Annotated in this window: 19 protein-coding genes; 10 read left to right on the forward strand and 9 right to left on the reverse strand. The window is 64.5% G+C overall.

Going from position 1 to position 19,792, the window contains the following annotated elements; translation table 11 throughout:
- Positions 1-60: 60 nt before the first annotated feature.
- Complete coding sequence (locus FJ490_RS20455; RefSeq protein ID WP_140513010.1) at positions 61-987, reverse strand: LysR substrate-binding domain-containing protein; 927 nt, start codon at positions 985-987, stop codon at positions 61-63.
- An 89-nt stretch (positions 988-1,076) separates the two neighbouring features.
- On the opposite strand from FJ490_RS20455, the gene FJ490_RS20460 reads away from it, so the two are divergent.
- Together FJ490_RS20460 and FJ490_RS20465 are read left to right on the forward strand one after the other, a co-directional pair.
- The gene (locus tag FJ490_RS20460; RefSeq protein WP_140523665.1) at positions 1,077-1,526 is read left to right on the forward strand and encodes an Rrf2 family transcriptional regulator; all 450 of its coding nucleotides are present in this window, start codon (positions 1,077-1,079) and stop codon (positions 1,524-1,526) included.
- Positions 1,516-2,415, forward strand: a complete 900-nt coding sequence (locus FJ490_RS20465; RefSeq protein WP_140513006.1) for an NAD(P)/FAD-dependent oxidoreductase — start codon at positions 1,516-1,518, stop codon at positions 2,413-2,415. Before FJ490_RS20460 ends, FJ490_RS20465 begins: the two co-directional genes overlap by 11 nt.
- Before the next feature lies 1 nt (position 2,416).
- Here FJ490_RS20465 and FJ490_RS20470 read toward each other — a convergent pair whose 3' ends face one another.
- The gene (locus FJ490_RS20470) at positions 2,417-3,187 is read right to left on the reverse strand and encodes a DeoR/GlpR family DNA-binding transcription regulator (protein ID WP_140497069.1); all 771 of its coding nucleotides are present in this window, start codon (positions 3,185-3,187) and stop codon (positions 2,417-2,419) included.
- Between the two features lie 443 nt (positions 3,188-3,630).
- On the opposite strand from FJ490_RS20470, the gene FJ490_RS20475 reads away from it, so the two are divergent.
- Together FJ490_RS20475 and FJ490_RS20480 are read left to right on the forward strand one after the other, a co-directional pair.
- Positions 3,631-4,509 (forward strand): phosphotransferase family protein, encoded by an 879-nt coding sequence (locus tag FJ490_RS20475; protein ID WP_140497071.1) that lies wholly within the window; start codon positions 3,631-3,633, stop codon positions 4,507-4,509.
- A 4-nt stretch (positions 4,510-4,513) separates the two neighbouring features.
- Positions 4,514-6,967, forward strand: coding sequence for an FAD-dependent oxidoreductase (locus tag FJ490_RS20480; protein WP_140657846.1), 2,454 nt, complete (start codon positions 4,514-4,516; stop codon positions 6,965-6,967).
- On the opposite strand, the gene FJ490_RS20485 is transcribed toward FJ490_RS20480, so the two are convergent.
- A complete protein-coding gene (locus FJ490_RS20485; protein WP_181165288.1) occupies positions 6,968-7,600 on the reverse strand; it encodes a class I SAM-dependent methyltransferase in 633 nt (210 codons plus the stop codon).
- 104 nt (positions 7,601-7,704) lie between these two features.
- Between FJ490_RS20485 and FJ490_RS20490 the strand changes: the two genes are divergently transcribed.
- A complete protein-coding gene (locus tag FJ490_RS20490) occupies positions 7,705-8,607 on the forward strand; it encodes a phosphotransferase family protein (RefSeq protein WP_140657842.1) in 903 nt (300 codons plus the stop codon).
- Here the strand turns inward: FJ490_RS20490 and FJ490_RS20495 are convergent.
- The 3 genes from FJ490_RS20495 to ilvD all read right to left on the reverse strand — a co-directional run bounded on the left by FJ490_RS20495 (position 8,604) and on the right by ilvD (position 13,027).
- Entirely contained in the window at positions 8,604-9,527 is a 924-nt protein-coding gene (locus tag FJ490_RS20495) for a DMT family transporter (RefSeq protein ID WP_140497079.1), read from the reverse strand. The two genes, FJ490_RS20490 and FJ490_RS20495, sit on opposite strands and share 4 nt — an antisense overlap.
- A 102-nt stretch (positions 9,528-9,629) precedes the next feature.
- Positions 9,630-10,910 (reverse strand): amidohydrolase family protein, encoded by a 1,281-nt coding sequence (locus tag FJ490_RS20500; protein ID WP_140657840.1) that lies wholly within the window; start codon positions 10,908-10,910, stop codon positions 9,630-9,632.
- A 272-nt stretch (positions 10,911-11,182) separates the two neighbouring features.
- Positions 11,183-13,027, reverse strand: a complete 1,845-nt coding sequence (ilvD, locus tag FJ490_RS20510; protein WP_140559734.1) for a dihydroxy-acid dehydratase — start codon at positions 13,025-13,027, stop codon at positions 11,183-11,185.
- A 270-nt stretch (positions 13,028-13,297) separates the two neighbouring features.
- On the opposite strand from ilvD, the gene FJ490_RS20515 reads away from it, so the two are divergent.
- Positions 13,298-13,765, forward strand: a complete 468-nt coding sequence (locus tag FJ490_RS20515) for a VOC family protein (protein ID WP_140657838.1) — start codon at positions 13,298-13,300, stop codon at positions 13,763-13,765.
- A 168-nt stretch (positions 13,766-13,933) separates the two neighbouring features.
- Here FJ490_RS20515 and FJ490_RS20520 read toward each other — a convergent pair whose 3' ends face one another.
- On the reverse strand, positions 13,934-15,526 hold the full coding sequence (locus FJ490_RS20520; protein WP_140497087.1) for a peptide chain release factor 3: 1,593 nt from the start codon (positions 15,524-15,526) through the stop codon (positions 13,934-13,936).
- A gap of 140 nt (positions 15,527-15,666) precedes the next feature.
- Between FJ490_RS20520 and FJ490_RS20525 the strand changes: the two genes are divergently transcribed.
- Positions 15,667-16,734: an FAD-binding oxidoreductase gene (locus FJ490_RS20525; RefSeq protein WP_140556831.1), complete on the forward strand. Its 1,068-nt coding sequence runs from the start codon at positions 15,667-15,669 to the stop codon at positions 16,732-16,734.
- A gap of 42 nt (positions 16,735-16,776) precedes the next feature.
- On the opposite strand, the gene FJ490_RS20530 is transcribed toward FJ490_RS20525, so the two are convergent.
- Both FJ490_RS20530 and FJ490_RS20535 read right to left on the reverse strand, forming a co-directional pair.
- A complete protein-coding gene (locus tag FJ490_RS20530) occupies positions 16,777-17,571 on the reverse strand; it encodes a class II glutamine amidotransferase (protein WP_140728837.1) in 795 nt (264 codons plus the stop codon).
- A gap of 14 nt (positions 17,572-17,585) precedes the next feature.
- Positions 17,586-17,834 carry a DUF6356 family protein gene (locus FJ490_RS20535; protein ID WP_140512988.1) on the reverse strand — a complete coding sequence of 83 codons (249 nt, stop codon included), beginning with the start codon at positions 17,832-17,834 and terminating at the stop codon, positions 17,586-17,588.
- 116 nt (positions 17,835-17,950) lie between these two features.
- Here FJ490_RS20535 and FJ490_RS20540 point away from each other — a divergent pair, with 116 nt between their 5' ends.
- The 3 genes from FJ490_RS20540 (at position 17,951) to FJ490_RS20550 (ending at position 19,663) form a co-directional block, all read left to right on the forward strand.
- The gene (locus FJ490_RS20540; RefSeq protein ID WP_140497095.1) at positions 17,951-18,421 is read left to right on the forward strand and encodes an Lrp/AsnC family transcriptional regulator; all 471 of its coding nucleotides are present in this window, start codon (positions 17,951-17,953) and stop codon (positions 18,419-18,421) included.
- A gap of 97 nt (positions 18,422-18,518) precedes the next feature.
- Entirely contained in the window at positions 18,519-19,004 is a 486-nt protein-coding gene (dut, locus tag FJ490_RS20545; protein WP_140523635.1) for a dUTP diphosphatase, read from the forward strand.
- A complete protein-coding gene (locus FJ490_RS20550; protein ID WP_181165289.1) occupies positions 19,004-19,663 on the forward strand; it encodes an HAD family phosphatase in 660 nt (219 codons plus the stop codon). The genes dut and FJ490_RS20550 overlap by 1 nt, the downstream gene beginning before the upstream one ends.
- Positions 19,664-19,792: the final 129 nt, after the last annotated feature.

Consider the following 19,792-nt stretch of genomic DNA (forward strand, 5'->3'; position numbering starts at 1 on the left):
TGAAAATCCCGGTTTCGCAAATTCATTTATCAGAAGGGGGATATCGGTTTTTCCGATAGATTAGCGGCCGTTCTTGTCGGGGCGCTGGCGAACCATGCGCTGCGACTGCGCCAGACCGATGAAATCGCGCGCAGCCTGCGGCAGGCCGGAGCCGCGGCGCCAGACCATCCCGACCTGGACGACGGGTAGGGCACCGGAGACGTCGCGCGACTCGATGCGGTCGCCTTCCAGCGACCACGGCCGGTAGACGAGGTCGGGCAGCAGCGCCACGCCCGCGCCGGTGGCGACGAGGCTGCGCACCGCTTCGACCGAACGGGTGCGGAAGGCGACATGCGGCTTGGCGCCGATTGCCGTCAGCAACTTGCCGGTGTTCTCCTCGATCTCGTCGACGGTCAGCATGATCAGCGGCTCCGAAGCGATGTCGCCGATGCCGATGATGTCGGCGCCGGCGAGCGGATGCCCGAGCGGCAGCCACAGGCGGTAAGCCGAGACTTCAAGGATTTCCGATTGCAGCGCGGTTCGGTCGCGCAGATTGGACGTGACCATCACGGCGATGTCCAGCTTGCCGCCGATCAGCAGATGCTCGAGATAGTCGCCATTGTCCTCGATTGCCGAGACCTCGACGCCGGGATAGGCACGACGGTAGCGGGAAAGCAGGTCCGACAGCACATAGCCGGCGACCAGCGAGGTGACGCCGAGCTGCAGCCGGCCGCCCGCTGTCGCCTGCTCGCCGAGGAAGGCGCGGCGCGCATCGGACACATCGGCCAGGATCTTGGTGGCATGACGCAGGAACTGGTGGCCCTTGTGGGTGATGTTGAGGCCGCGCGGATGGCGGTCGAATAATTCGACGCCGAGATCGCCTTCGAGCTCCTTGATCGCTTCGGTGACCGAGGATTGCGAAATGGAGAGGTTCTGCGCGGCACCCGACACCGTGCCCTGCTCGGCGACGGCGATGAAGAACTGCAACTGGCGGATGGTGAAAGCCATGGCCGGACTAAACACGGCGGGGACGACACTGGGAAGTGGAAACGGATCGGCAACTTGACGGCCCCCAGAATTGTAACTAAATAAGTTACATGAAACGCAACAGCCGGCTGTCTTCCACCTTGCACATTCTGGTCCACATGGCCGAGAAGCCCGAGCGGGCGCTGACCTCGGAGCAGCTTGCCACCTTCATCCATACCAATCCGGTCGTGGTGCGCCGCACCATCGCGGGGTTGCGGGATGCCGGCATCGTCACCTCTTCACGCGGACATGGCGGCGGCTGGCTGCTCGGGCGCCCGCCCGACGAGATCTCGCTGGCCGAAATCAGCGCCGCGCTTGGCGAGACGCTGCTGCAGTTCGGCACCGAGCCGGAGAGCCCCGGCTGCCTTGTCGAGCAGGCCGTCATCGCCGTCCTCGACGATTTTCGGATCGCGGCGGAGAAGCTGCTGGCGGAGAAGCTCAGCCGTATCACGCTGGCCGACCTGACCGCCGACTTCCGCCGCCGTTACGACCTCATCGGAGTCTCCAGCCATGCAGTATGATCTTGCCGTCGTCGGCGGCAGCTTTGCCGGCTTGTCCGCCGCCATCCAGGCGGCCCGGGCCCGGCGCAACGTCCTGGTGATCGACGCCGGCCAGCCCCGAAATCGGTTCGCCGCGCATTCGCACGGCTTCCTCGGCCAAGACGGGCGCACGCCAGGCGCCATCCTGGAGGAGGCAAGACGGCAGTTGCTAGCCTATCCGACGGCTCGCCTTGTCAAGGGACGTGCGGACAAGGCGGTCGCCAATAGCAGCAGCGACTTCGAAATCAGCACAGAGGGCGGCGAGACCTTTGGCGCCGCGCGGCTGGTTCTGGCCACCGGCGTGCGCGACATCCTGCCGGAAGTTCCCGGGCTTGCCGAGCAGTGGGGCAAGACCGTGCTGCACTGCCCCTATTGCCACGGCTACGAGGTTTCCAGCGGGCCGCTTGGCGTGCTGGCGACCGGACCCATGTCCCTGCATCAGGCGCAGTTGATCGCCGACTGGGGCGACGTCACGCTGTTCGGCAATCGCCTGATCGAGCCCGATGCCGAACAGATGTCTGTCCTGGAAGGCAAGAATGTGAGGTTCGAACCCGCTGCGGTCGCCGAACTGCGGGAGGATGGCGCGGGCGGCTTGACGGTGATCCTCGACGGCGGCCGAAAGGCGGGGGTTCGCGCGATATTCACCGCGCCGCGCAATACAATGGCGAGCCCGGTGGCCGAACAGCTCGGTTGCGGCTTCACGGACGGTCCCCTTGGCCCGGTGATATCAATCGATGACAGGCAGCAGACGACGGTTCCCGGCGTCTACGCCGCCGGGGACGCGTCACGCGCGATGCACAACATCGCCTTCGCCGTATCGGGCGGCGCCTTCGCCGGCATATGCGCCCACCAGTCGCTGGTATTCGGTTAGCTCAGGCTGCCTCGCCCGCGACGCTGAGCCGCGCGCCGGCCTGCGCCAGGCCAGCAGCGATGTCGCGCGGCGGCGGCCGGTCGGTGGCGAGCTCGGAAAAGCCATCGAAGCCGCAGACCTGGACCAGGCCTTGGCGCCCGAACTTGGAATGATCGGTGACGACGAGCGAACGCTGGCCGCGCGACAGCACCATGCGGGCGAACTCGGCCTCGTCGAGATCGTAATCCATGACACCCGTCACCGCATCGACGGCACCCGTCGAGATCACCGCATGGCTGACCGAGAAGCGGCTGACGAAGTCGATGGCCGAGGCGCCGAAGGCGGCGCCGGAATCGCTGCGCAGCTCACCGCCGGCCATGTAGACCTTGTTGCCGTTGACGGTGGCCAGCGTGCGGGCGATGTCGGATGAGTTGGTGACGACCGTCAGCCGCCGATGGCCGAGCAGTTCACGCGCCAGGAACGAGGTGGTCGTTCCCGTGTCGAGCATGATCGATTCGCCGTCGCGGATGGTGGCGGCGACCATGCGGGCGATGAGGCGCTTGGCCTCGGCGTTCTCGCGCATGCGCCGTTCGAACGGCGCTTCGCCGATCGTCGACGGCAGGCCGACGGCGCCATGCATCTTCAGGAGCGAGCCGTCGCTGGTGAGGGGCTTGACGTCGCGGCGAACGGTTTCCAGCGAGACGCCTAGCCGGTCGGCCAGGCTGGCGATGGTGACGGTGCCTTCCTCCTGCAGAAACCGCAGGATTTCGCCGTGCCGCTTGGAATGGCTCATCGGGTCATTTCCAGTCGCGCCATGATGCAGTGACCGCTTCTATGGCAAATCTGCCGCATATTACAAGGAATCTCGAAAGAATACGGGCAGGAAAGCAGAAAAAGCCACAGAATCTCGTTGACAACGTGGCTTACCCGGCGTGACACTGATGCCGTGTCAGGCTCGCACTGCCACGGAAAAGCGATAGCGGAGCCTGATCCGAATTTGTGTGCCCCAAGGTCTGGAAACTGCCTGACGCGAGGGCGACTGGAAGAATTTTCTCATCCGCGGGGGCGGATGCCGGCCTCGAAGAGCCCGGCACGTGGGGCTCGTCGGTGCGGCGCGGGATACCGATCCCGAATGCCGCGCCGGCGAGGTCTTTGCCAGAACGAGCGTCCGGACAAACGGCGGGTCGCCACGGTGGTGCCGCCCCGTCGGCGCCTTGCCGGACGAAGGGCGAATTCATGACGGCCGAGGACCGCATCCGCGCCCTGCCTTGCTGGACAGGCAGCGTCGAGATCGAGCCGCTGCCCGGCGGGCTGAGCAATGCCAATTATCGGGTTAAGGACGCGGCCGGGAGGCATGTCGTGCGTTTCGGCAGGGACTATCCCTTCCACCACGTCTTTCGCGAGCGTGAGGTGATGACCGCACGCGCCGCGCATGCCGCCGGTTTCGCGCCGGCGGTCCGCCATGCCGAACCCGGCATTCTCGTGACGGAGTATCTCGGCGCCAAGACCTGTCTGGCTGAGGACGTGCGCGCCAATCTCGGCCGTGTCGCCGCCCTGATGCGCGGCTTCCACCGTGAGATGCCCAACCACGTCTCCGGTGCCGGCTTCATGTTCTGGGTGTTCCACGTCATCCGCGACTATGCGCGCACGCTGGAGGACGCCGGCAGCCGCAAGGCGAGCGACCTGCCGCGTCTGCTGATGCTGGCCGACGAGCTCGAACGCGCCCAGAAACTGCTGCCGATCGTGTTCGGCCACAATGATCTTTTGCCGGCGAATATTCTCGACGACGGCAGCAGGCTATGGCTGATCGACTTCGAATATGCCGGCTTCAATACCGCGATGTTCGACCTTGCCGGCGTCGCCTCGAACGCCGGCATGAGCGACGAGGAATCCTTCGCCTTCCTGACCGCTTATTTCATGAAGGAGCCGGACGAGGCGATCCGCCGCTCGCATGCGGCCATGCAATGCGCCTCGCTGCTGCGCGAGGCGATGTGGAGCATGGTTTCGGAACTCTACCTCGACGTGCCCGGCATCGACTACGTCGCCTACACGGAAGAGAACCTGACGCGGCTCGATGCCGCGCTGGAAAACTACCGGACAAAATACGGGACCTGAATTCATGACCTTGCCAACCCAGGCAGCGATCGTCGTCATCGGCGGCGGCATTATCGGCTGCTCGACGGCCTACCATCTGGCCCGCGACCACAAGGCAGATGTGGTGCTGCTCGAACAGGGCAAGCTGACCTCGGGCTCGACCTGGCACGCCGCCGGCCTGGTCGGGCAGCTGCGCTCGTCGGCCTCGATCACCCGCGTGCTCAAATATTCGGTCAACCTCTACAAGGGCCTGGAGGCCGAGACCGGCCTTGCCACCGGCTGGAAGATGAGCGGGTGCCTGCGCCTTGCCACCAATGCCGACCGCTGGACCGAGTACGAGAGGCTGGCGACGACAGCGAAGAGCTTTGGCATGGACATGCAGTTGCTGTCGCCGGCGGAGGTCAAGAACATGTGGCCGCTGATGGAAACCGGCGATCTCGTCGGCGCTTCCTGGCTGCCGACCGACGGTCAGGCGAGCCCATCCGACGTCACCCAGTCGCTGGCCAAGGGCGCGCGCATGCATGGCGCAAGGCTTTACGAGGAAGTGCGCGTCACCGGCTTCGAGATCAAAGGCGGCCGCATCATTGCGGTGAAGACCAACATGGGCGACATCGCCTGCGACAAGGTGGTGAACTGCGCAGGACAATGGGCACGGCAGGTTGGCGCCATGGCCGGCATCAACGTGCCGCTGCAGCCGGTGAAGCACCAGTTTATCGTCACCGAGAAGATCGACGGGCTAGCGACCGATGTCCCGACCATCCGCGACCCGGACCGGCGCACCTATTTCAAGGAAGAGGTCGGCGGGCTGGTGATGGGCGGCTATGAGCCAAACCCGCAGGCCTGGACGACTGATCTCCCCGGAGGCGACGTGCCCAATGACTGGGAGTTCCGGCTGTTCGACGACGACTATGATCATTTCGAACAGCATATGAGCCAGGCGATCGCGCGCGTGCCGGCGCTGGAAACCGTCGGTGTCAAGCAGATGATCAACGGGGCCGAGAGTTTCACGCCGGACGGCAATTTTATCCTCGGCGTGGCGCCCGAATGCGCCAACATGTTCGTCGGCGCCGGCTTCAACGCCTTCGGCATCGCTTCGGGCGGCGGCGCCGGCTGGGTGCTGGCGCAATGGGTGGTCGATGGCGAGGCGCCGTTCGATCTGTGGGTCGTCGACATCAGGCGCTTTTCCAGCCTGCACCGCGACCGGCACTGGGTCCGCGAGCGCACGCTGGAAGCCTATGGCAAGCACTACACGATCGGCTTTCCGCATGAGGAGTATCTTTCCGGCAGGCCGCGCATCGTTTCGCCGCTGTACAACAGGCTGAAACAGCATCGCGCCGTGTTCGGTTCGAAGCTCGGCTGGGAGCGGCCGAACTGGTTCGCCCCCGAAGGCGTCGAGCCGCGTGACGTCTATTCCATGGGCCGGCAGAATTGGTTTTCAGCCGTCGGCGACGAACATCGCCATGTGCGCGAGAAGGTCGGCATCTTCGACCAGTCGTCCTTCGCCAAATACGAGCTGACCGGGCCCGACGCGCCGAAGGCGCTGGACTGGATCTGCGCCAACGACGTCAACAAGCCGGCCGGCCGGCTGACCTATACGCAGCTTCTCAACACGCGCGGCGGCATAGAGGCCGATCTCACCGTGTCGCGGTTCGGCGAGGACAGGTTCTATATCGTCACCGGCACGGGCTTCCGCACCCATGACCTGTCCTGGATCAGCGACCATGTCGAAAAGGAGCTCGATATCATGCTCACCGACGTCACCGAGGATTTCGGCACGCTGTCGCTGATGGGACCGCGCGCCCGCGAAGTGCTGGCCGGCGTGACCGATGCCGACGTTTCCAACAGCGGTTTCCCATTCGGCCATGCCCGCGAGATTATCGTTGCCGGCCACACCGTGCGGGCGTTGCGCGTCACCTATGTCGGGGAACTCGGCTGGGAGCTGCACGTGCCGATCTCCGCAACCGGCGAGATCTTCGACGCGTTGATGTCGGCAGGCAAGCAACATGATATCCGCCCGGTCGGCTACCGGGCCCTGGAATCGCTGCGACTGGAAAAGGGCTATCGCGCCTGGGGCTCCGATATCACCCCCAACGACACGCCGCTGGAAGCCGGCCTCGGCTGGGCGGTGAAGCTTCGCAAGAACACGGATTTCGTAGGGCGGCGCGCCTTGGAGAAAATCACTGGCGGGCCATTGAAGAAGCGTTTCGCCGGCTTCACGGTCGACGATCAGGACATCGTGCTCGTCGGGCGCGAGACGATCCTGCGCAATGGCGAGCCGGTCGGCTATCTCAGCAGCGGCGGCTATGGCTACACCGTGGAGAAGAACATCGGCTATGGCTATGTGCGCAATGCCGACGGCGTGAGCGACGATTTTCTCGCCTCGGGCCGCTATGAGCTGGTCGTGGCGATGCAGCGCACGCCGGCAAAGATCCATCTCGAGCCGATGTATGATCCGGCCGGGAACAGGATCAAAGCCTGATCAGTTCACACGCAAGGCGAGGCAGCGGCTGGGCACCGTGTCGGCCTCGCCCGGCATCGAGACGTACGGGCGCGTTTCCTCGATGCGGGTGACCAGCCCCTGCGCCTCCAGCTCCGCGACCCGCGCGTTAAAGCCCAGATCCCAGATCGTGTTCTTGACCGTCAGCACGATCACGCCGCCCGGCCGGCAGATGCGGATCAGTTCGTCCAGCCCTTCGGCACCGACATGGCCCGAGGTAAAGACGCCGGCCGAGATCACCCCGGCATAGGCATTGTCGGCAAAGGGCAGCGGCCCGCCAAGCGCCAGGCAATGCAGGGCCGAATAGACGCCCTTGCGCTCTGCCTGATCCAGCATGCCTTGCGAGATGTCGAGCGCCTCGACCTCGGGATAGCCGGCAATGTCGAGCCATTCGCCGATGAGCCCGGTGCCGGCCCCGGCATCGAGCAGCGGTGCCGAGCCACGCGGCAGATGCCTTGCCAGCAAGGCCAGGCAGATGGTGGGATGGCGATAGCCGGCGGCCGACATGTCGCTGTCGTAGGTCTGCGACCAACGGTCATAGAGCGCCGCCACGTCTTCCGGGCGCTTGGCCGCGTAGGCAGCGCCAAGCGCGCCCTTATGCTTGCTGTCGGTCACTTTCGTCCTGTCCGCCATGCCCTAAATTGGTCTCGCACGGATGATAGCCAAAGCACGAATTTTGTGGAACCGTCTCTGCGACAAATAACAGCGGGGGAGCGGGCATGACAATGGACGAGGCACGGACAAAACTTGCCGCCATTCCCATGCTGGCCGGCTATAACGGGACGCTGGAACGGCTTGGCGGCCTCACCAACCTGGTTTTCAAGGCCGGGGACTTCTGCCTGCGCATTCCAGGCAAAGGCACCGAGGAATATATCAACCGCGCCAATGAGGCGGTGGCGGCGCGCGAGGCGGCTAAGGCAGGCGTCAGCCCCGAGGTGCTGCATGTCGATCCGGGCACCGGCGTGATGGTGACGCGCTTCATCGCCGGTGCCGTAACCATGTCGCCGGAAAAATTCAGGCTTCGGCCGGGCAGCCCGGCGCGTGCGGGAGCGGCCTTCCGCAAGCTGCATTCGTCCGGTGCGGTGTTTCCGTTCCGTTTCGAACTGTTCGCGATGATCGATGACTATCTGAAGGTGCTGTCGACCAAGGAGGTCGCCCTGCCCGCCGGCTATCACGACGTGGTGCGCGAGGCCGGTGGCGTGCGCGCGGCGCTGTCGGCCCACCCGCTGCCCGTCGTCGCCTGTCATTGCGACCCGCTGTGCGAGAATTTTATCGATGCGGGTGACAGGATGTGGATCGTCGACTGGGAATATTCAGGAATGAACGATCCGCTCTGGGATCTTGGCGACCTCTCCGTCGAAGGCAAGTTCGATGCCGCGCAGGACGAGGAGATGATGCGCGCCTATTTCGGCGGCGAGGCGAAACCGGCGGAGCGCGGCCGCATCGTCATCTACAAGGGGATGTGCGACCTGTTGTGGACACTGTGGGGACTGATCCAGCTCGCCAACGACAATCCCGTCGACGATTTTCGGGCCTATGCCGACGGCCGCTTCGCGCGCTGCAAGGCGCTGATGGAGACGCCGGAATTTTCACGGCACCTGGCGGCGATCCGCGAGGGCTAATTCACGCCCTTCGGCACGTTTTCAGGCGGCACCGTCGTGTCGACCACCTTCTGGCGATGGAAGATGAACAAGCCGGCCAGCACGACGATGACCGAGCCGATGAGGATGCGCGGGCCGGGAACGTCGCCGAAGAACGCCAGCCCGAAGACCACCGCCCATAGAAGCAGCGTGTAGTGCAGCGGCGCCAGCGTCGAGGCCGGGGCCAGCTTGAGCGCCCGCGTGATCATCAGATGGGCACCGCAGGAGACGATGCCGAGCAGCAGCATGGCGCCGAAATCGAGCGCCGACGGCGTGTGCCAGGCGCCGATGGTCAGGGCGCCGCCGACCAGCAGCGTGCCGATGGTCTGCCATGTCACCAGATTGGTGTCGCTGGTGCCGCGCAAGCGCCGGTTGAGGATGATGGCGAAAGCGAAGGCAATGCTGCCCGCCAGCGCGAAGCCCGACGACAGCGAGAAAGCCGCCGAGGAGGGCTTGAGCATGATCAGCACGCCGCAGAAGCCGAGCAGGATCGCCATCCAGCGGCGCCAGCCGACCTTCTCGCCAAGCAGGAGATGCGAGAGTGCCGCCACATAGATCGGCCCGGCCATATAGAAGCTCATCACATCCGCAAGCGGCAGATAGACGACGGCGGCATAGAAGAGCCCGGTATCGAGCGTGGTCATGATGACGCGCAGGACCTGCAATTCGGGCCTTTCCATGCGGAACAGCTTGGCGGCGCCCTGGTGGGCGATCATCGGACCGAGCACGAAAAACGCGCCGATCGACCTGATCAGAACCACCTGGCCGACGGAAAAGCTGGCGACCAGCCATTTGCCCATGGCGTCGTTGAGCGCAAACAGGAAGTCGCCGGCCAGCATCAGCAGAATGCCGGCCAGAAGCACGTTCCTGATTGTGGTATTCTGCGCCACGGGTTGCGTCATGCCGATCCCTTGCCTGTCCAAGCCGCGTCGTAGACGGAAGCGGCCGTTTTGACGAGGAGAAATCCGGGAATCGGCAAGGCCAGCGCCGGAAATCGGCTGGGTCTAGGACGATACGTGCCGCCGGTTCACCAATGCCGGCCTGCCGGGGATGGCAAGCCTGGTGTCCTGCCTGGTTCGTTCCGCCACCACTTTGCCCCTGGCGATGACGCAAATGCGTTCGGGGCGCAGGCGAATAGCCTCGACCGGATTGCCGGCGTCGAGAACGACCAGGCTGGCGCGCTTGCCGACGGCGAGGCCCAGATGATCGAGCCCCATGATGGCGGCATTGACGTTGGTGACCATGTCGAAACAGTGCGCCATGTCGGCCGGGCTCGACATCTGGGCGACGTGAAGCCCCATGAAGGCGACGTCGAGCATGTCGGCGGAGCCCAGCGAATACCAGGGATCGAGCACGCAATCCTGGCCCCAGCCGACGCGGATGCCCAGCGCCAGCATCTCCTTGACCCGAGTCATGCCGCGGCGCTTGGGAAACGTGTCGTGGCGCCCCTGCAGCATGATGTTGATCAGAGGATTGGGGATGGCGGAGACGCCCGCCTCGGCGATCAGCGGCAGGAGTTTCGAGACGTAGTAATTGTCCATCGAATGCATCGAGGTGAGATGCGAGCCGGCCACCTTGCCCTGAAGGCCGAGACGCTGCGTCTCATAGGCCAGTTGCTCGATGTGGCGCGACAGCGGGTCGTCGGTCTCGTCGCAATGCAGGTCCACCATCAGGCCGCGTTCTGCCGCGATCTCGCAAAGCTCGGTCACCGAGCGCGTGCCGTCGGCCATGGTGCGCTCGAAATGGGGAATGCCGCCGACGACATCGACGCCCAGATCCAGCGCGCGGATGGTGTTTTCCCGTGCACCGGGCGAGCGGTAGAGCCCATCCTGTGGAAAGGCGACCAATTGCAGGTCGATATAGGGCGCCACCGTCTTCTTGACATCGAGCAGCGCCTCGACCGCCAGCAGCCTGTCGTCGCAAACGTCGACATGGGTGCGGATGGCGAGCAATCCCATCGACACCGCCCAGTCGCAATAGGCGAGCGCGCGATCGCGCACCGCCTCATGCGTCAGGAGCGGCTTCAGTTCGCCCCACAGAGCAATGCCTTCGAGCAGCGTGCCCGAGGCGTTTATCCGCGGAATGCCGTAGGAGAGCGTCGCATCCATATGGAAGTGCGGGTCGACTAACGGCGCAGAGACCAGATTGCCCCGCGCGTCGATCGTCGTGCCGGCGTTGCCATCGAGCTTCGGCTCGATCGTCGCGATCGTCTCGCCGACGATGCCGATGTCGGCAACCCTGCCGTCAGGCAATGTGCCGCCGCGAACGATAAGGTCGAAATCCATCTGTGTCGTCCCCGAAGAATCAGCACCTGTCGGCTGCCGCCGTGATCGCGGCGGGCGAAAAATCTTGCCACGTGGCGCCGCCTCTCATCCGCCTGCCGGCATCTTCTCCCCGTATAGAGACGGGGAGAAGGGAGATGCTGCGACCTCGCCGCCATTTTTGCAACGTCTACAATTGGCGAAATCTTTGGTTATAGCCCTTTCTCCCCGTCACTTACGGGGAGAAATGTCCGGCAGGACAATGAGGGGCAGCACGAACCTGGCCGATTCGAGCGCTACTCCGGAACGTGCCTCACCGCACCCTTGTCGGCGCTGGTGGCGAAGGCGGCGTAGGCGCGCAATGCGGTCGTCACCTTGCGCTTACGCTTCTCTTCGGGCTTCCACGCCAGAGCGCCCTTGGCCGCCATTGCCGCCCGGCGGCTGGCGAGCTCCTCATCGCTCACGGCGAGGCGGATCGAGCGGTTGGGGATGTCGATCTCGATCGTGTCGCCTTCCCGCACCAGCCCGATCGTGCCGCCTTCGGCGGCTTCGGGCGAGACATGGCCGATCGAGAGCCCCGACGTGCCGCCGGAGAAGCGCCCGTCGGTGATCAGCGCGCAAGCCTTGCCCAAGCCCTTCGATTTCAAATAGCTGGTCGGATAGAGCATTTCCTGCATGCCGGGGCCGCCGCGCGGTCCTTCATAGCGGATGACGACGACGTCGCCGGCCTTGATCTCATTCGACAGGATCGCCTTGACCGAGGCATCCTGGCTTTCGAACACCCGCGCCGGGCCGGTGAATTTCAGGATCGACTCGTCGACGCCGGCCGTCTTCACGATGCAGCCGTCGAGCGCCAGGTTGCCCTTGAGCACGGCAAGGCCGCCGTCTTTGGAAAAAGGCGTCTTCGCCGAGCGGATAACGCCCGTCTCGCGGTCCAGATCGAGCTCGTCCCAGCGACGATCCTGGCTGAAGGCGACCTGCGTCGGCACGCCGCCGGGCGCGGCGAGGAAGAAATCTCGCACGTTCTGGCTTGAGGTGCGCGAAATATCCCAATGATCGAGCGCCTCGCCGAGGCTTGATGTGTGCACGGTCGGCAGGTCGCGGTTGATCAGTCCGGCTTGGTCGAGCTGGCCGAGGATCGCCATGATGCCGCCGGCGCGGTGGACGTCCTCCATGTGCACGTCGGACTTGGCCGGCGCCACCTTGCACAGCACGGGCACCCGCCGCGACAGCCGGTCGATATCCTCCATGGTGAAGTCGACCTCACCCTCATGCGCCGCGGCCAGGATGTGCAGCACGGTGTTGGTCGAGCCACCCATCGCGATGTCGAGCGTCATGGCGTTCTCGAACGCGCCCTTTGAAGCGATGCTGCGCGGCAGCGCCGTCTCGTCGTCCTGCTCGTAATAGCGTTGGGCGAGATCGACGATCAAGTGTCCGGCCTCGACGAACAGCCGCTTGCGGTCGGCGTGCGTCGCCAGTGTCGAACCGTTGCCCGGCAGCGACAGGCCGAGCGCTTCGGTCAGGCAGTTCATCGAATTGGCGGTGAACATGCCCGAGCAGGAACCGCAGGTCGGGCAGGCGGAGCGCTCGATGACCTTGACGTCTTCGTCGGAGATCTTGTCGTCGGCGGCGGCGACCATGGCGTCGACCAAGTCGAGCGCCTGCGCCTTTCCGGCGAGCACCACCTTGCCCGCTTCCATCGGCCCGCCGGAGACGAAGACGGTCGGGATGTTGAGGCGCAGCGAGGCCATCAGCATGCCGGGCGTGATCTTGTCGCAATTGGAGATACAGACCATGGCGTCGGCGCAGTGGGCGTTGACCATGTACTCGACGGAATCGGCGATCAGTTCGCGCGACGGCAGCGAATAGAGCATGCCGTCATGGCCCATGGCGATGCCGTCATCGACGGCGATGGTGTTGAATTCCTTGGCGACGCCGCCGGCCTTCTCGATCTCGCGCGCGACCAGCTGGCCGAGATCCTTCAGGTGGACGTGGCCCGGCACGAACTGGGTAAAGGAGTTGACCACGGCGATGATCGGCTTGCCGAAATCGCTGTCCTTCATGCCGGTGGCGCGCCAGAGGCCGCGGGCGCCGGCCATGTTGCGGCCATGGGTGGTGGTGCGGGAGCGATAGGCAGGCATGAACTTTCCTTAGCTGGCTGGCTGCGCCCGATGCGGAGCGTCGCGGCCCTGAATATGGATCGCAGGCGTTATAGACCGGCAATTATTGTCTGGCCACATTTTTGCAATGCGCCAGATTCTCCAGAAAAATTCAGAGTTTGCGAAAAAAGATGGCCTCCCGTGTCGGATCGCCTACCGGGCGCCCGTCCTTGGATCAACGGCAAGGGAGTGGGACCATTTTCTCAGACGGCCGTTCCATTGTAGCAGCAAGAAGCAACCGAGGAGCACGACATGCAAAAGATCACCACCTGCCTGTGGTTCGATGGACAGGCCGAAGAGGCGATGAACCACTATGTCTCCATCTTCAAGAATTCGAAGGTGCTGAGCGTCATGCGTTGGCCCAAGGGCCACGCCGATGAAGGCAAAGTGCTGCTGACCACGTTCGAGCTCGACGGCGTGCCGTTCCAGGCGCTCAACGGCGGACCGCAATTCAAGTTCAACGAGGCGATGTCGCAGTCGATCGACTGCAAGACGCAGGAAGAGGTCGACTATTTCTGGGAGAGGCTCACCGAGGGCGGCGAGCCCGGCCCCTGCAGCTGGCTGAAGGACAAGTTCGGCGTCTCCTGGCAGGTGGTGCCGGAACAGCTGCCGCGCCTGCTCCAGGATCCGGACCGGGAAAAGGCCGGCCGGGTGATGAGTGCGATGATGAAGATGGGCAAGATCGACATCGCCAAGCTCGAAGAGGCGGCGAAGGGGTGAGAAGTGGTCCGCGTAAGCGGACGGAAAGCCAATTGATTGGCTTTTCCGAGCTTCGAACGCCCTGAGCCTGCGAAGGGCAGGGCTGTCCATTGATTTTTGAGGCCGGCGCTGCCCCTCATCCGCCCTTCGGGCCTTCTCCCGTGAACGGGGAGAAGGGAAGACCGCCCCTCAAGCCGCCTTGTCGCGGACCTGGTAGTCCTTGATCGTGGCGAAGCGGATCGCCTTCCAGCGCTCGGCTTCGTAGTTCAGCGAGAAGGCGTGCTGGGCGAGGAACACCGGGTCGTTGTCGAGATCGCGGGCAATGTCGCCGCGATGGGCTTCGATGAAGCGCTGCACTTCCGTCTTGTCGTCAGCCGATATCCAGCGGCAGACCGAAAAACGCGACATCTCGAATTCGACCGGCAGCGTGTATTCGAAGTTCAGCCGCTCCTTCAGCACGTCGAGCTGCAGCGCACCGACGACGCCGACGATGGCCGGCGAGCCGTCCTCGGGCGAAAACAGCTGCACGACGCCCTCCTCCGCCATCTGGTGCAGCGCCTCCTTCAGCTTCTTGGCCTTCATCGCATCACCGAGGCGCACACGACGCAGGATTTCCGGGGCGAAGTTCGGCACGCCGCGGAACAGGATTTCCTCACCCTCGGTCAGCGTGTCGCCGATGCGCAGCGTGCCGTGGTTGGGGATGCCGACGACGTCGCCGGCAAAGGCCTCGTCGGCGGTGACGCGGGTGCGGGCGAAGAAGAATTGCGGCGCAGACAGGCTCATCGGCTTGCCGGTGCGCACCAGCTTGGCCTTCATGCCGCGCTCGAGCTTGCCCGAGCAGACGCGCACGAAGGCGATGCGGTCGCGGTGGTTGGGATCCATATTGGCCTGGATCTTGAAAACGAAGGAGGTCATCTTGTCCTCGGTCGCCTCCACCATCCGGGTGTCGGCATCCTGCGCGCGCGGCGGCGGCCCGAAAGCGCCGAGCGCCTCGATCAGGTCGCGCACGCCGTAATTGCGCAGCGCCGAGCCGAAATAGACCGGCGTCAGATGGCCCTCGCGAAAGGCGTCGATGTCGAGCGGACGGCAGGCTTCGCGCGCGAGTTCCAGTTCCTCGATGAAGGCCTCGCGCTCGTTTTCCGGCAACAGGCCGGCGACGCGGTTGGAATCGGGACCGTTGACCGGAGTGCGTTCCTTCTCGTCATCGCCCTTGCGCACGGCGTTCAGCGCCAGGTGGTAAGTGCCCGAAAACGTCCTGCCGCGGCCGATCGGCCAGGTGATGGGCGCGGTATCGAGCGCCAGCTTCTGCTCGATTTCGTCCAGTATCTCGAAGGGATCGCGGCTCTCGCGGTCCATCTTGTTGACGAAGGTGATGATCGGGATGTCGCGCAGCCGACAGACCTCGAACAGCTTCAGCGTGCGCGGCTCGATGCCCTTGGCGGCGTCGATGACCATGACCGCCGAGTCGACCGCCGACAGCGTGCGGTAGGTGTCGTCGGCGAAATCCTCGTGGCCGGGCGTGTCGAGCAGATTGAAGACGTTGTCCTCATACTCGAACGTCATCACCGAGGTGACGACCGAAATGCCGCGTTCGCGCTCGATCTTCATCCAGTCCGACCGGGTCTGGATGCGGTCCTTCTTGGCCTTGACCTCACCGGCAAGCTGGATGGCGCCACCGAACAGCAGCAGCTTTTCGGTGAGCGTCGTCTTGCCGGCGTCCGGGTGGGCGATGATCGCGAAAGTACGGCGGCGCGATACCGCCTGTTCGATGTCTTCAGCCAATTTATGAAATCCTGTCTGTGGCGCGGGCTTCTAGCAGCGCTTTCCCGGCCTGTCGAACAGATTTGCCCGGATCGGTCCGCCGGCTCTTGAGATAGGGAAGACGCGATGGCATCAGAAGACCTGTTCGATGGAGATCCTGCATGAGCAAGAAAGTGATCGTCATCGGCGCCGGCATCATCGGCGCCTCGATCGCCTGGCACCTGGCCAAGGCGGGCGCGCAGGTGACGGTCATTGCCGACAGCGCTGCCGGCGGCGTGGCGACGCCGAACTCGTTTGCCTGGATAAATGCCAGCTGGGGCAATCCGGAACCGTATTTCCGGCTGCGCATCCGCTCCATGGCGGAATGGTCGCGGCTGGCGCAGGACCTGCCCGGCCTTCCGCTCGCCTGGTGCGGCGGGCTGTGCTGGGACTTGCCGGCGGACAAATTGGAGGCCTATGCGGCGGAGCATTCGTCCTGGGGTTATGGCATCAGGCGGGTCGACCGCGCCGGCGCGGTCGGCATCGAGCCCAATCTCGCCGGGCTTCCCGACTTTGCCTTACATGTCGCCGAGGAGGGTGTCGCCGAGCCGGTCGCAGCGACGAACGCGCTGCTGGCCGACGCCGAACGGCGCGGTGCGCGCTTCGTCTCCAGCACGGTTACGGCGTTGGTCCAAACCGGCGGCAGGACGACGGGCGTGGACACGTCGCATGGGCTGTTTGCAGCCGACGAGGTGGTGATCGCGGCCGGCGTCGGCTCGCCGGAGATTGCCGCGACGGCCGGCATAAGGCTACCGATCGAAATGCCGCCCGGCCTGATCGTCCATTCGCGACCTTACAGAAAATTGCTCAACGGTCTGGTGCTGGCCGAGCGGCTGCACATGCGCCAGACGGCGCAAGGCCGCATCATCGCCGGGTCTGATTTTGGCGGTGCCGACCCGGGGATGGATGCGGCGGCGACGGCGCGCGAGCTGTTTGCGGCGGTGCAAGCCATGCTGCGCGGCGGCGATGGCCTGGAACTCGATTTCCATACGGTCGGTTACCGGCCGACGCCGATCGACGGCTTCCCGATCATCGGCCGCGCCGAGGGCATGGACGGCCTCTACATCGCGGTCACGCATTCCGGCATCACGCTGGCGCCGGCGGTCGGCTTGTTCGCGGCGCGCGAAATCCTCGACGGCGAGCGCGATCCGCTGCTGGCGTCCTATGGATTGGGTCGGTTCGCTCAATAGCTTGGTGGACGGCTCTCTACGGCAATTCGCGCCGCGAGGAGGCTACCCGGCCAGCGCCAGCTTCGCCGGGGCCGGCGCAAACGGCTGAATATTCACGCCATCCCTGGTCATGGTGACGAAGCTCGATGGCGGGATCGCCTGCCAGTCGCCGCCTTCACGGTCGAAGGGTTCGGAGACGATGCAGCGGCCGCCGCCCTTGGCGGCGGTATAGAGGGTGGGCGCGTGGTCATCCGTGGCGTAGCGGATCGCGTGGAGCGCCTGCCCGTCGGAAAAGGCGGCCGTCAGCTTCAGCGCCGGCTCGATGCCGGCACGCCGCGAAGCCTCCAGCACGCGGCTGGTGGCACGGGCGACGGCGCCTTTCGGATCGGCGGCCAACCCTTCGTCGATCATCAGGAGAAAAAACAGCTCGGAATCGGTGGTGCCCTCGCGCTGGTCGAAGACGGCGTCGGACAGCGAATTTTCCAGCGCGCGGCGGATCTTCTCGAAGCCGCCGATCTGGCCGTTGTGCATGAACGACCAAGGGCCCGAGATGAAGGGATGGCAATTCATGCGGCTGGTGGCGCCGCCGGTCGAGGCGCGCACATGGGCGAGAAACAATCCGGATTTGATCTGTCGGCACAAGCTCTTCAGATTGGGATCGGACCAGGCCGGCAGGATGTCGCGGTAGAGGCCGGGCTCGGGCCGGTCGCCATACCAGGCAAGGCCGAAACCATCGCCATTGGTCGGCGACTTGGCTTCCTCGGCGCAATGGCTCTGGGCGATCAGCGAGTGGCAGGGCGCCGTGAGGATGTTTTCGAGGAAGACCGCTTCACCGAGATAGGCCGCCCACCGGCACATCGCTTCGTCCGTTCCTAGGCGCGGTCCGGAAGGGCCTTGGGCTCCTTGACCGCGTGCGAACCTCTGTTGTGCGTCCGCTCGTAAAGTTCGCGGACGATTCGGCTGGCGGTAGTCTCGAACAGAAATGGCAAGAAAGCGTGAACGAGGGCGGCCCCGGCGGCCGTCAGCAGGCGCGAGGAAAACCAGGCGGCAAAGGCCATGTGACCGAAATAGGTTTCGCCGACCTTGGCCGGATGGGAGGTGAAAATCCTTGCGACCGACATGCTGCTTCCCCTTCAGCGCTTAAAGTTCCTGATATGGGGTATCCTGGCACGGTTCGTCGGTTCATCGGTCTCAAAATGTCCTTGTATTTTGCTTGTTCGTGGGACAAACATCCCACATGGCCATCGAAATCGACGAAATCGATCGGAAATTGCTCGCCGAATTGCAACGCGACGGCACGTTGTCGGTCGATCAGCTGTCCGAACGGGTAGCCTTGTCGCGCAACGCCTGCTGGCGGCGCGTCAAGCGGCTGGAGGAGGATGGCGTCATCACTGGCCGGGTGGCGTTGGTCGATGCCGAGAAGCTCGGGCTCGGCCTCTCCGTGTTCATCCTGGTCCGGACCTCAAATCATGATCCCGAGTGGTTGCAGAAATTCCGGGCGGCGGTGACAGGCTTTTCCGAGATCACCGGAGTCTACCGCATGTCCGGCGACCTCGACTATGTCTTGCGCGCCCGCGTCGCCGACGTGAAGGCCTATGACCGGCTCTACCAGCGGCTGATCGCCAAGGTGGCGCTGTCGGACGTTTCGGCGTCCTTCGTGATGGAGGAGATCAAGGAGACCACAGTGGTGCCGATGGAAGTGCGCTAAGGATTGGCTCCGGCCATAGTGATGCCCGAAAGAAAGCCGTTGATAGGGTCGAGGGCGAATTGACCGAATCGGCAATCGCGCCGATAGGATCGATTTTATGCGCGCAGCCATCCAAAATTCCTCCGTCATCGGTCCGACCGTCGGCTTCGTAAGGTTACCGCATGCGGAAGGACTCCCCCTCCCTGCCTATGAAAGCCCCGGCGCCGCCGGCATGGACCTGCGCGCGGCGGTGCCCGACGATCGGCCGCTGCTGATCCTGCCGGGAAAACGTGCGCTGGTGCCGACCGGACTGATCCTGGAAATTCCCGAAGGCATGGAAGGCCAGGTGCGGCCGCGCTCCGGCCTTGCCTTCAAACACGGGCTGACCGTCCTCAACACGCCGGGCACAATCGACAGCGACTATCGCGGCGAGGTGAAAGTGCTGCTGGTCAATCTCGGCGACGAGGATTTTGCGGTGACGCGCGGCATGCGCATTGCCCAGATCGTGTTCGCCGCGGTGACGCAGGCGGGCGTCGAAGAGCGCGCCCTGGCCGGCGGCACGGCGCGCGGTTCGGGCGGGTTCGGCTCGACCGGCACGGCCTGATGAACATACCGAAACTTGTCATCTTCGACTGCGACGGAATTCTGGTCGATACCGAGAACCTGGCCAACCGGCGTCTCGCCGAATGGCTGAGCGAAGCCGGGTATCCCACCAGCTTTGAACATTGCCGCAAGAACTTCTCCGGCCGCAGCATGGTCTCGGTGCAGAAGCAGATCGAAGAAGAGACCAGCGTCAGGCTCGGCGCCGACTTCGTCGAGCGCTGGAATGCAGGGCTGCCGGACCTGTTCGCCCATGGGGTCGAGGCGATTCCCTATGTCCGGGAGTTCGTCGAGGCTGTCCGCGCGGCCGGCATCGCCTATTGCGTCGCCACCTCGGCCAGGGTGTCGAAAATGCACATCACGCTTGGCCAGACCGGCCTGCTGCCGCTGTTCGAACATGCGATGTTTTCCTCGACCATGGTCGCGCGCGGCAAGCCGTTTCCGGACCTGTTCCTGCATGCGGCCAAGACGATGGGCTTTGCGCCTGCCGACTGCATCGTCATTGAGGACAGCGTCGCCGGCACGCAGGCCGGCATCGCCGCCGGCATGCGGGTATTTTCCTATCATGGCGATCCCTACAGCGACCGTGACGGCTTGATGCGAGCCGGCGGCATCCTGTTCGACGACATGCGCACACTGGCCGGACTGGTGCCGATCCACTGATCGGCGCCGGTTTTGACGGGGTTGCAGGGACGCGCCGGACGAATTGTCAGCAGAGAACGCGAAACGCTTCTGAGCCAACCGCATTCGTTTGCCCGGGCAAGGCGGGCAAGCTAAAATCCGCGCCATCGC

Origin of the sequence: Mesorhizobium sp. B2-5-11, from assembly GCF_006440835.1 — a bacterium.
Classification (GTDB): domain Bacteria; phylum Pseudomonadota; class Alphaproteobacteria; order Rhizobiales; family Rhizobiaceae; genus Mesorhizobium.

Excerpts from the sequence above, each read along its gene's own strand:
- FJ490_RS20455 (WP_140513010.1), bottom strand. The coding sequence starts at position 987 with ATGGCTTTCACCATCCGCCAGTTGCAGTTCTTCATCGCCGTCGCCGAG.
- FJ490_RS20460 (WP_140523665.1), top strand. The coding sequence starts at position 1,077 with ATGAAACGCAACAGCCGGCTGTCTTCCACCTTGCACATTCTGGTCCAC.
- FJ490_RS20465 (WP_140513006.1), top strand. The coding sequence starts at position 1,516 with ATGCAGTATGATCTTGCCGTCGTCGGCGGCAGCTTTGCCGGCTTGTCC.
- FJ490_RS20470 (WP_140497069.1), bottom strand. The coding sequence starts at position 3,187 with ATGAGCCATTCCAAGCGGCACGGCGAAATCCTGCGGTTTCTGCAGGAG.
- FJ490_RS20475 (WP_140497071.1), top strand. The coding sequence starts at position 3,631 with ATGACGGCCGAGGACCGCATCCGCGCCCTGCCTTGCTGGACAGGCAGC.
- FJ490_RS20480 (WP_140657846.1), top strand. The coding sequence starts at position 4,514 with ATGACCTTGCCAACCCAGGCAGCGATCGTCGTCATCGGCGGCGGCATT.
- FJ490_RS20490 (WP_140657842.1), top strand. The coding sequence starts at position 7,705 with ATGACAATGGACGAGGCACGGACAAAACTTGCCGCCATTCCCATGCTG.
- FJ490_RS20495 (WP_140497079.1), bottom strand. The coding sequence starts at position 9,527 with ATGACGCAACCCGTGGCGCAGAATACCACAATCAGGAACGTGCTTCTG.
- FJ490_RS20500 (WP_140657840.1), bottom strand. The coding sequence starts at position 10,910 with ATGGATTTCGACCTTATCGTTCGCGGCGGCACATTGCCTGACGGCAGG.
- ilvD (WP_140559734.1), bottom strand. The coding sequence starts at position 13,027 with ATGCCTGCCTATCGCTCCCGCACCACCACCCATGGCCGCAACATGGCC.
- FJ490_RS20515 (WP_140657838.1), top strand. The coding sequence starts at position 13,298 with ATGCAAAAGATCACCACCTGCCTGTGGTTCGATGGACAGGCCGAAGAG.
- FJ490_RS20525 (WP_140556831.1), top strand. The coding sequence starts at position 15,667 with ATGAGCAAGAAAGTGATCGTCATCGGCGCCGGCATCATCGGCGCCTCG.
- FJ490_RS20530 (WP_140728837.1), bottom strand. The coding sequence starts at position 17,571 with ATGTGCCGGTGGGCGGCCTATCTCGGTGAAGCGGTCTTCCTCGAAAAC.
- FJ490_RS20535 (WP_140512988.1), bottom strand. The coding sequence starts at position 17,834 with ATGTCGGTCGCAAGGATTTTCACCTCCCATCCGGCCAAGGTCGGCGAA.
- FJ490_RS20540 (WP_140497095.1), top strand. The coding sequence starts at position 17,951 with ATGGCCATCGAAATCGACGAAATCGATCGGAAATTGCTCGCCGAATTG.
- dut (WP_140523635.1), top strand. The coding sequence starts at position 18,519 with ATGCGCGCAGCCATCCAAAATTCCTCCGTCATCGGTCCGACCGTCGGC.
- FJ490_RS20550 (WP_181165289.1), top strand. The coding sequence starts at position 19,004 with ATGAACATACCGAAACTTGTCATCTTCGACTGCGACGGAATTCTGGTC.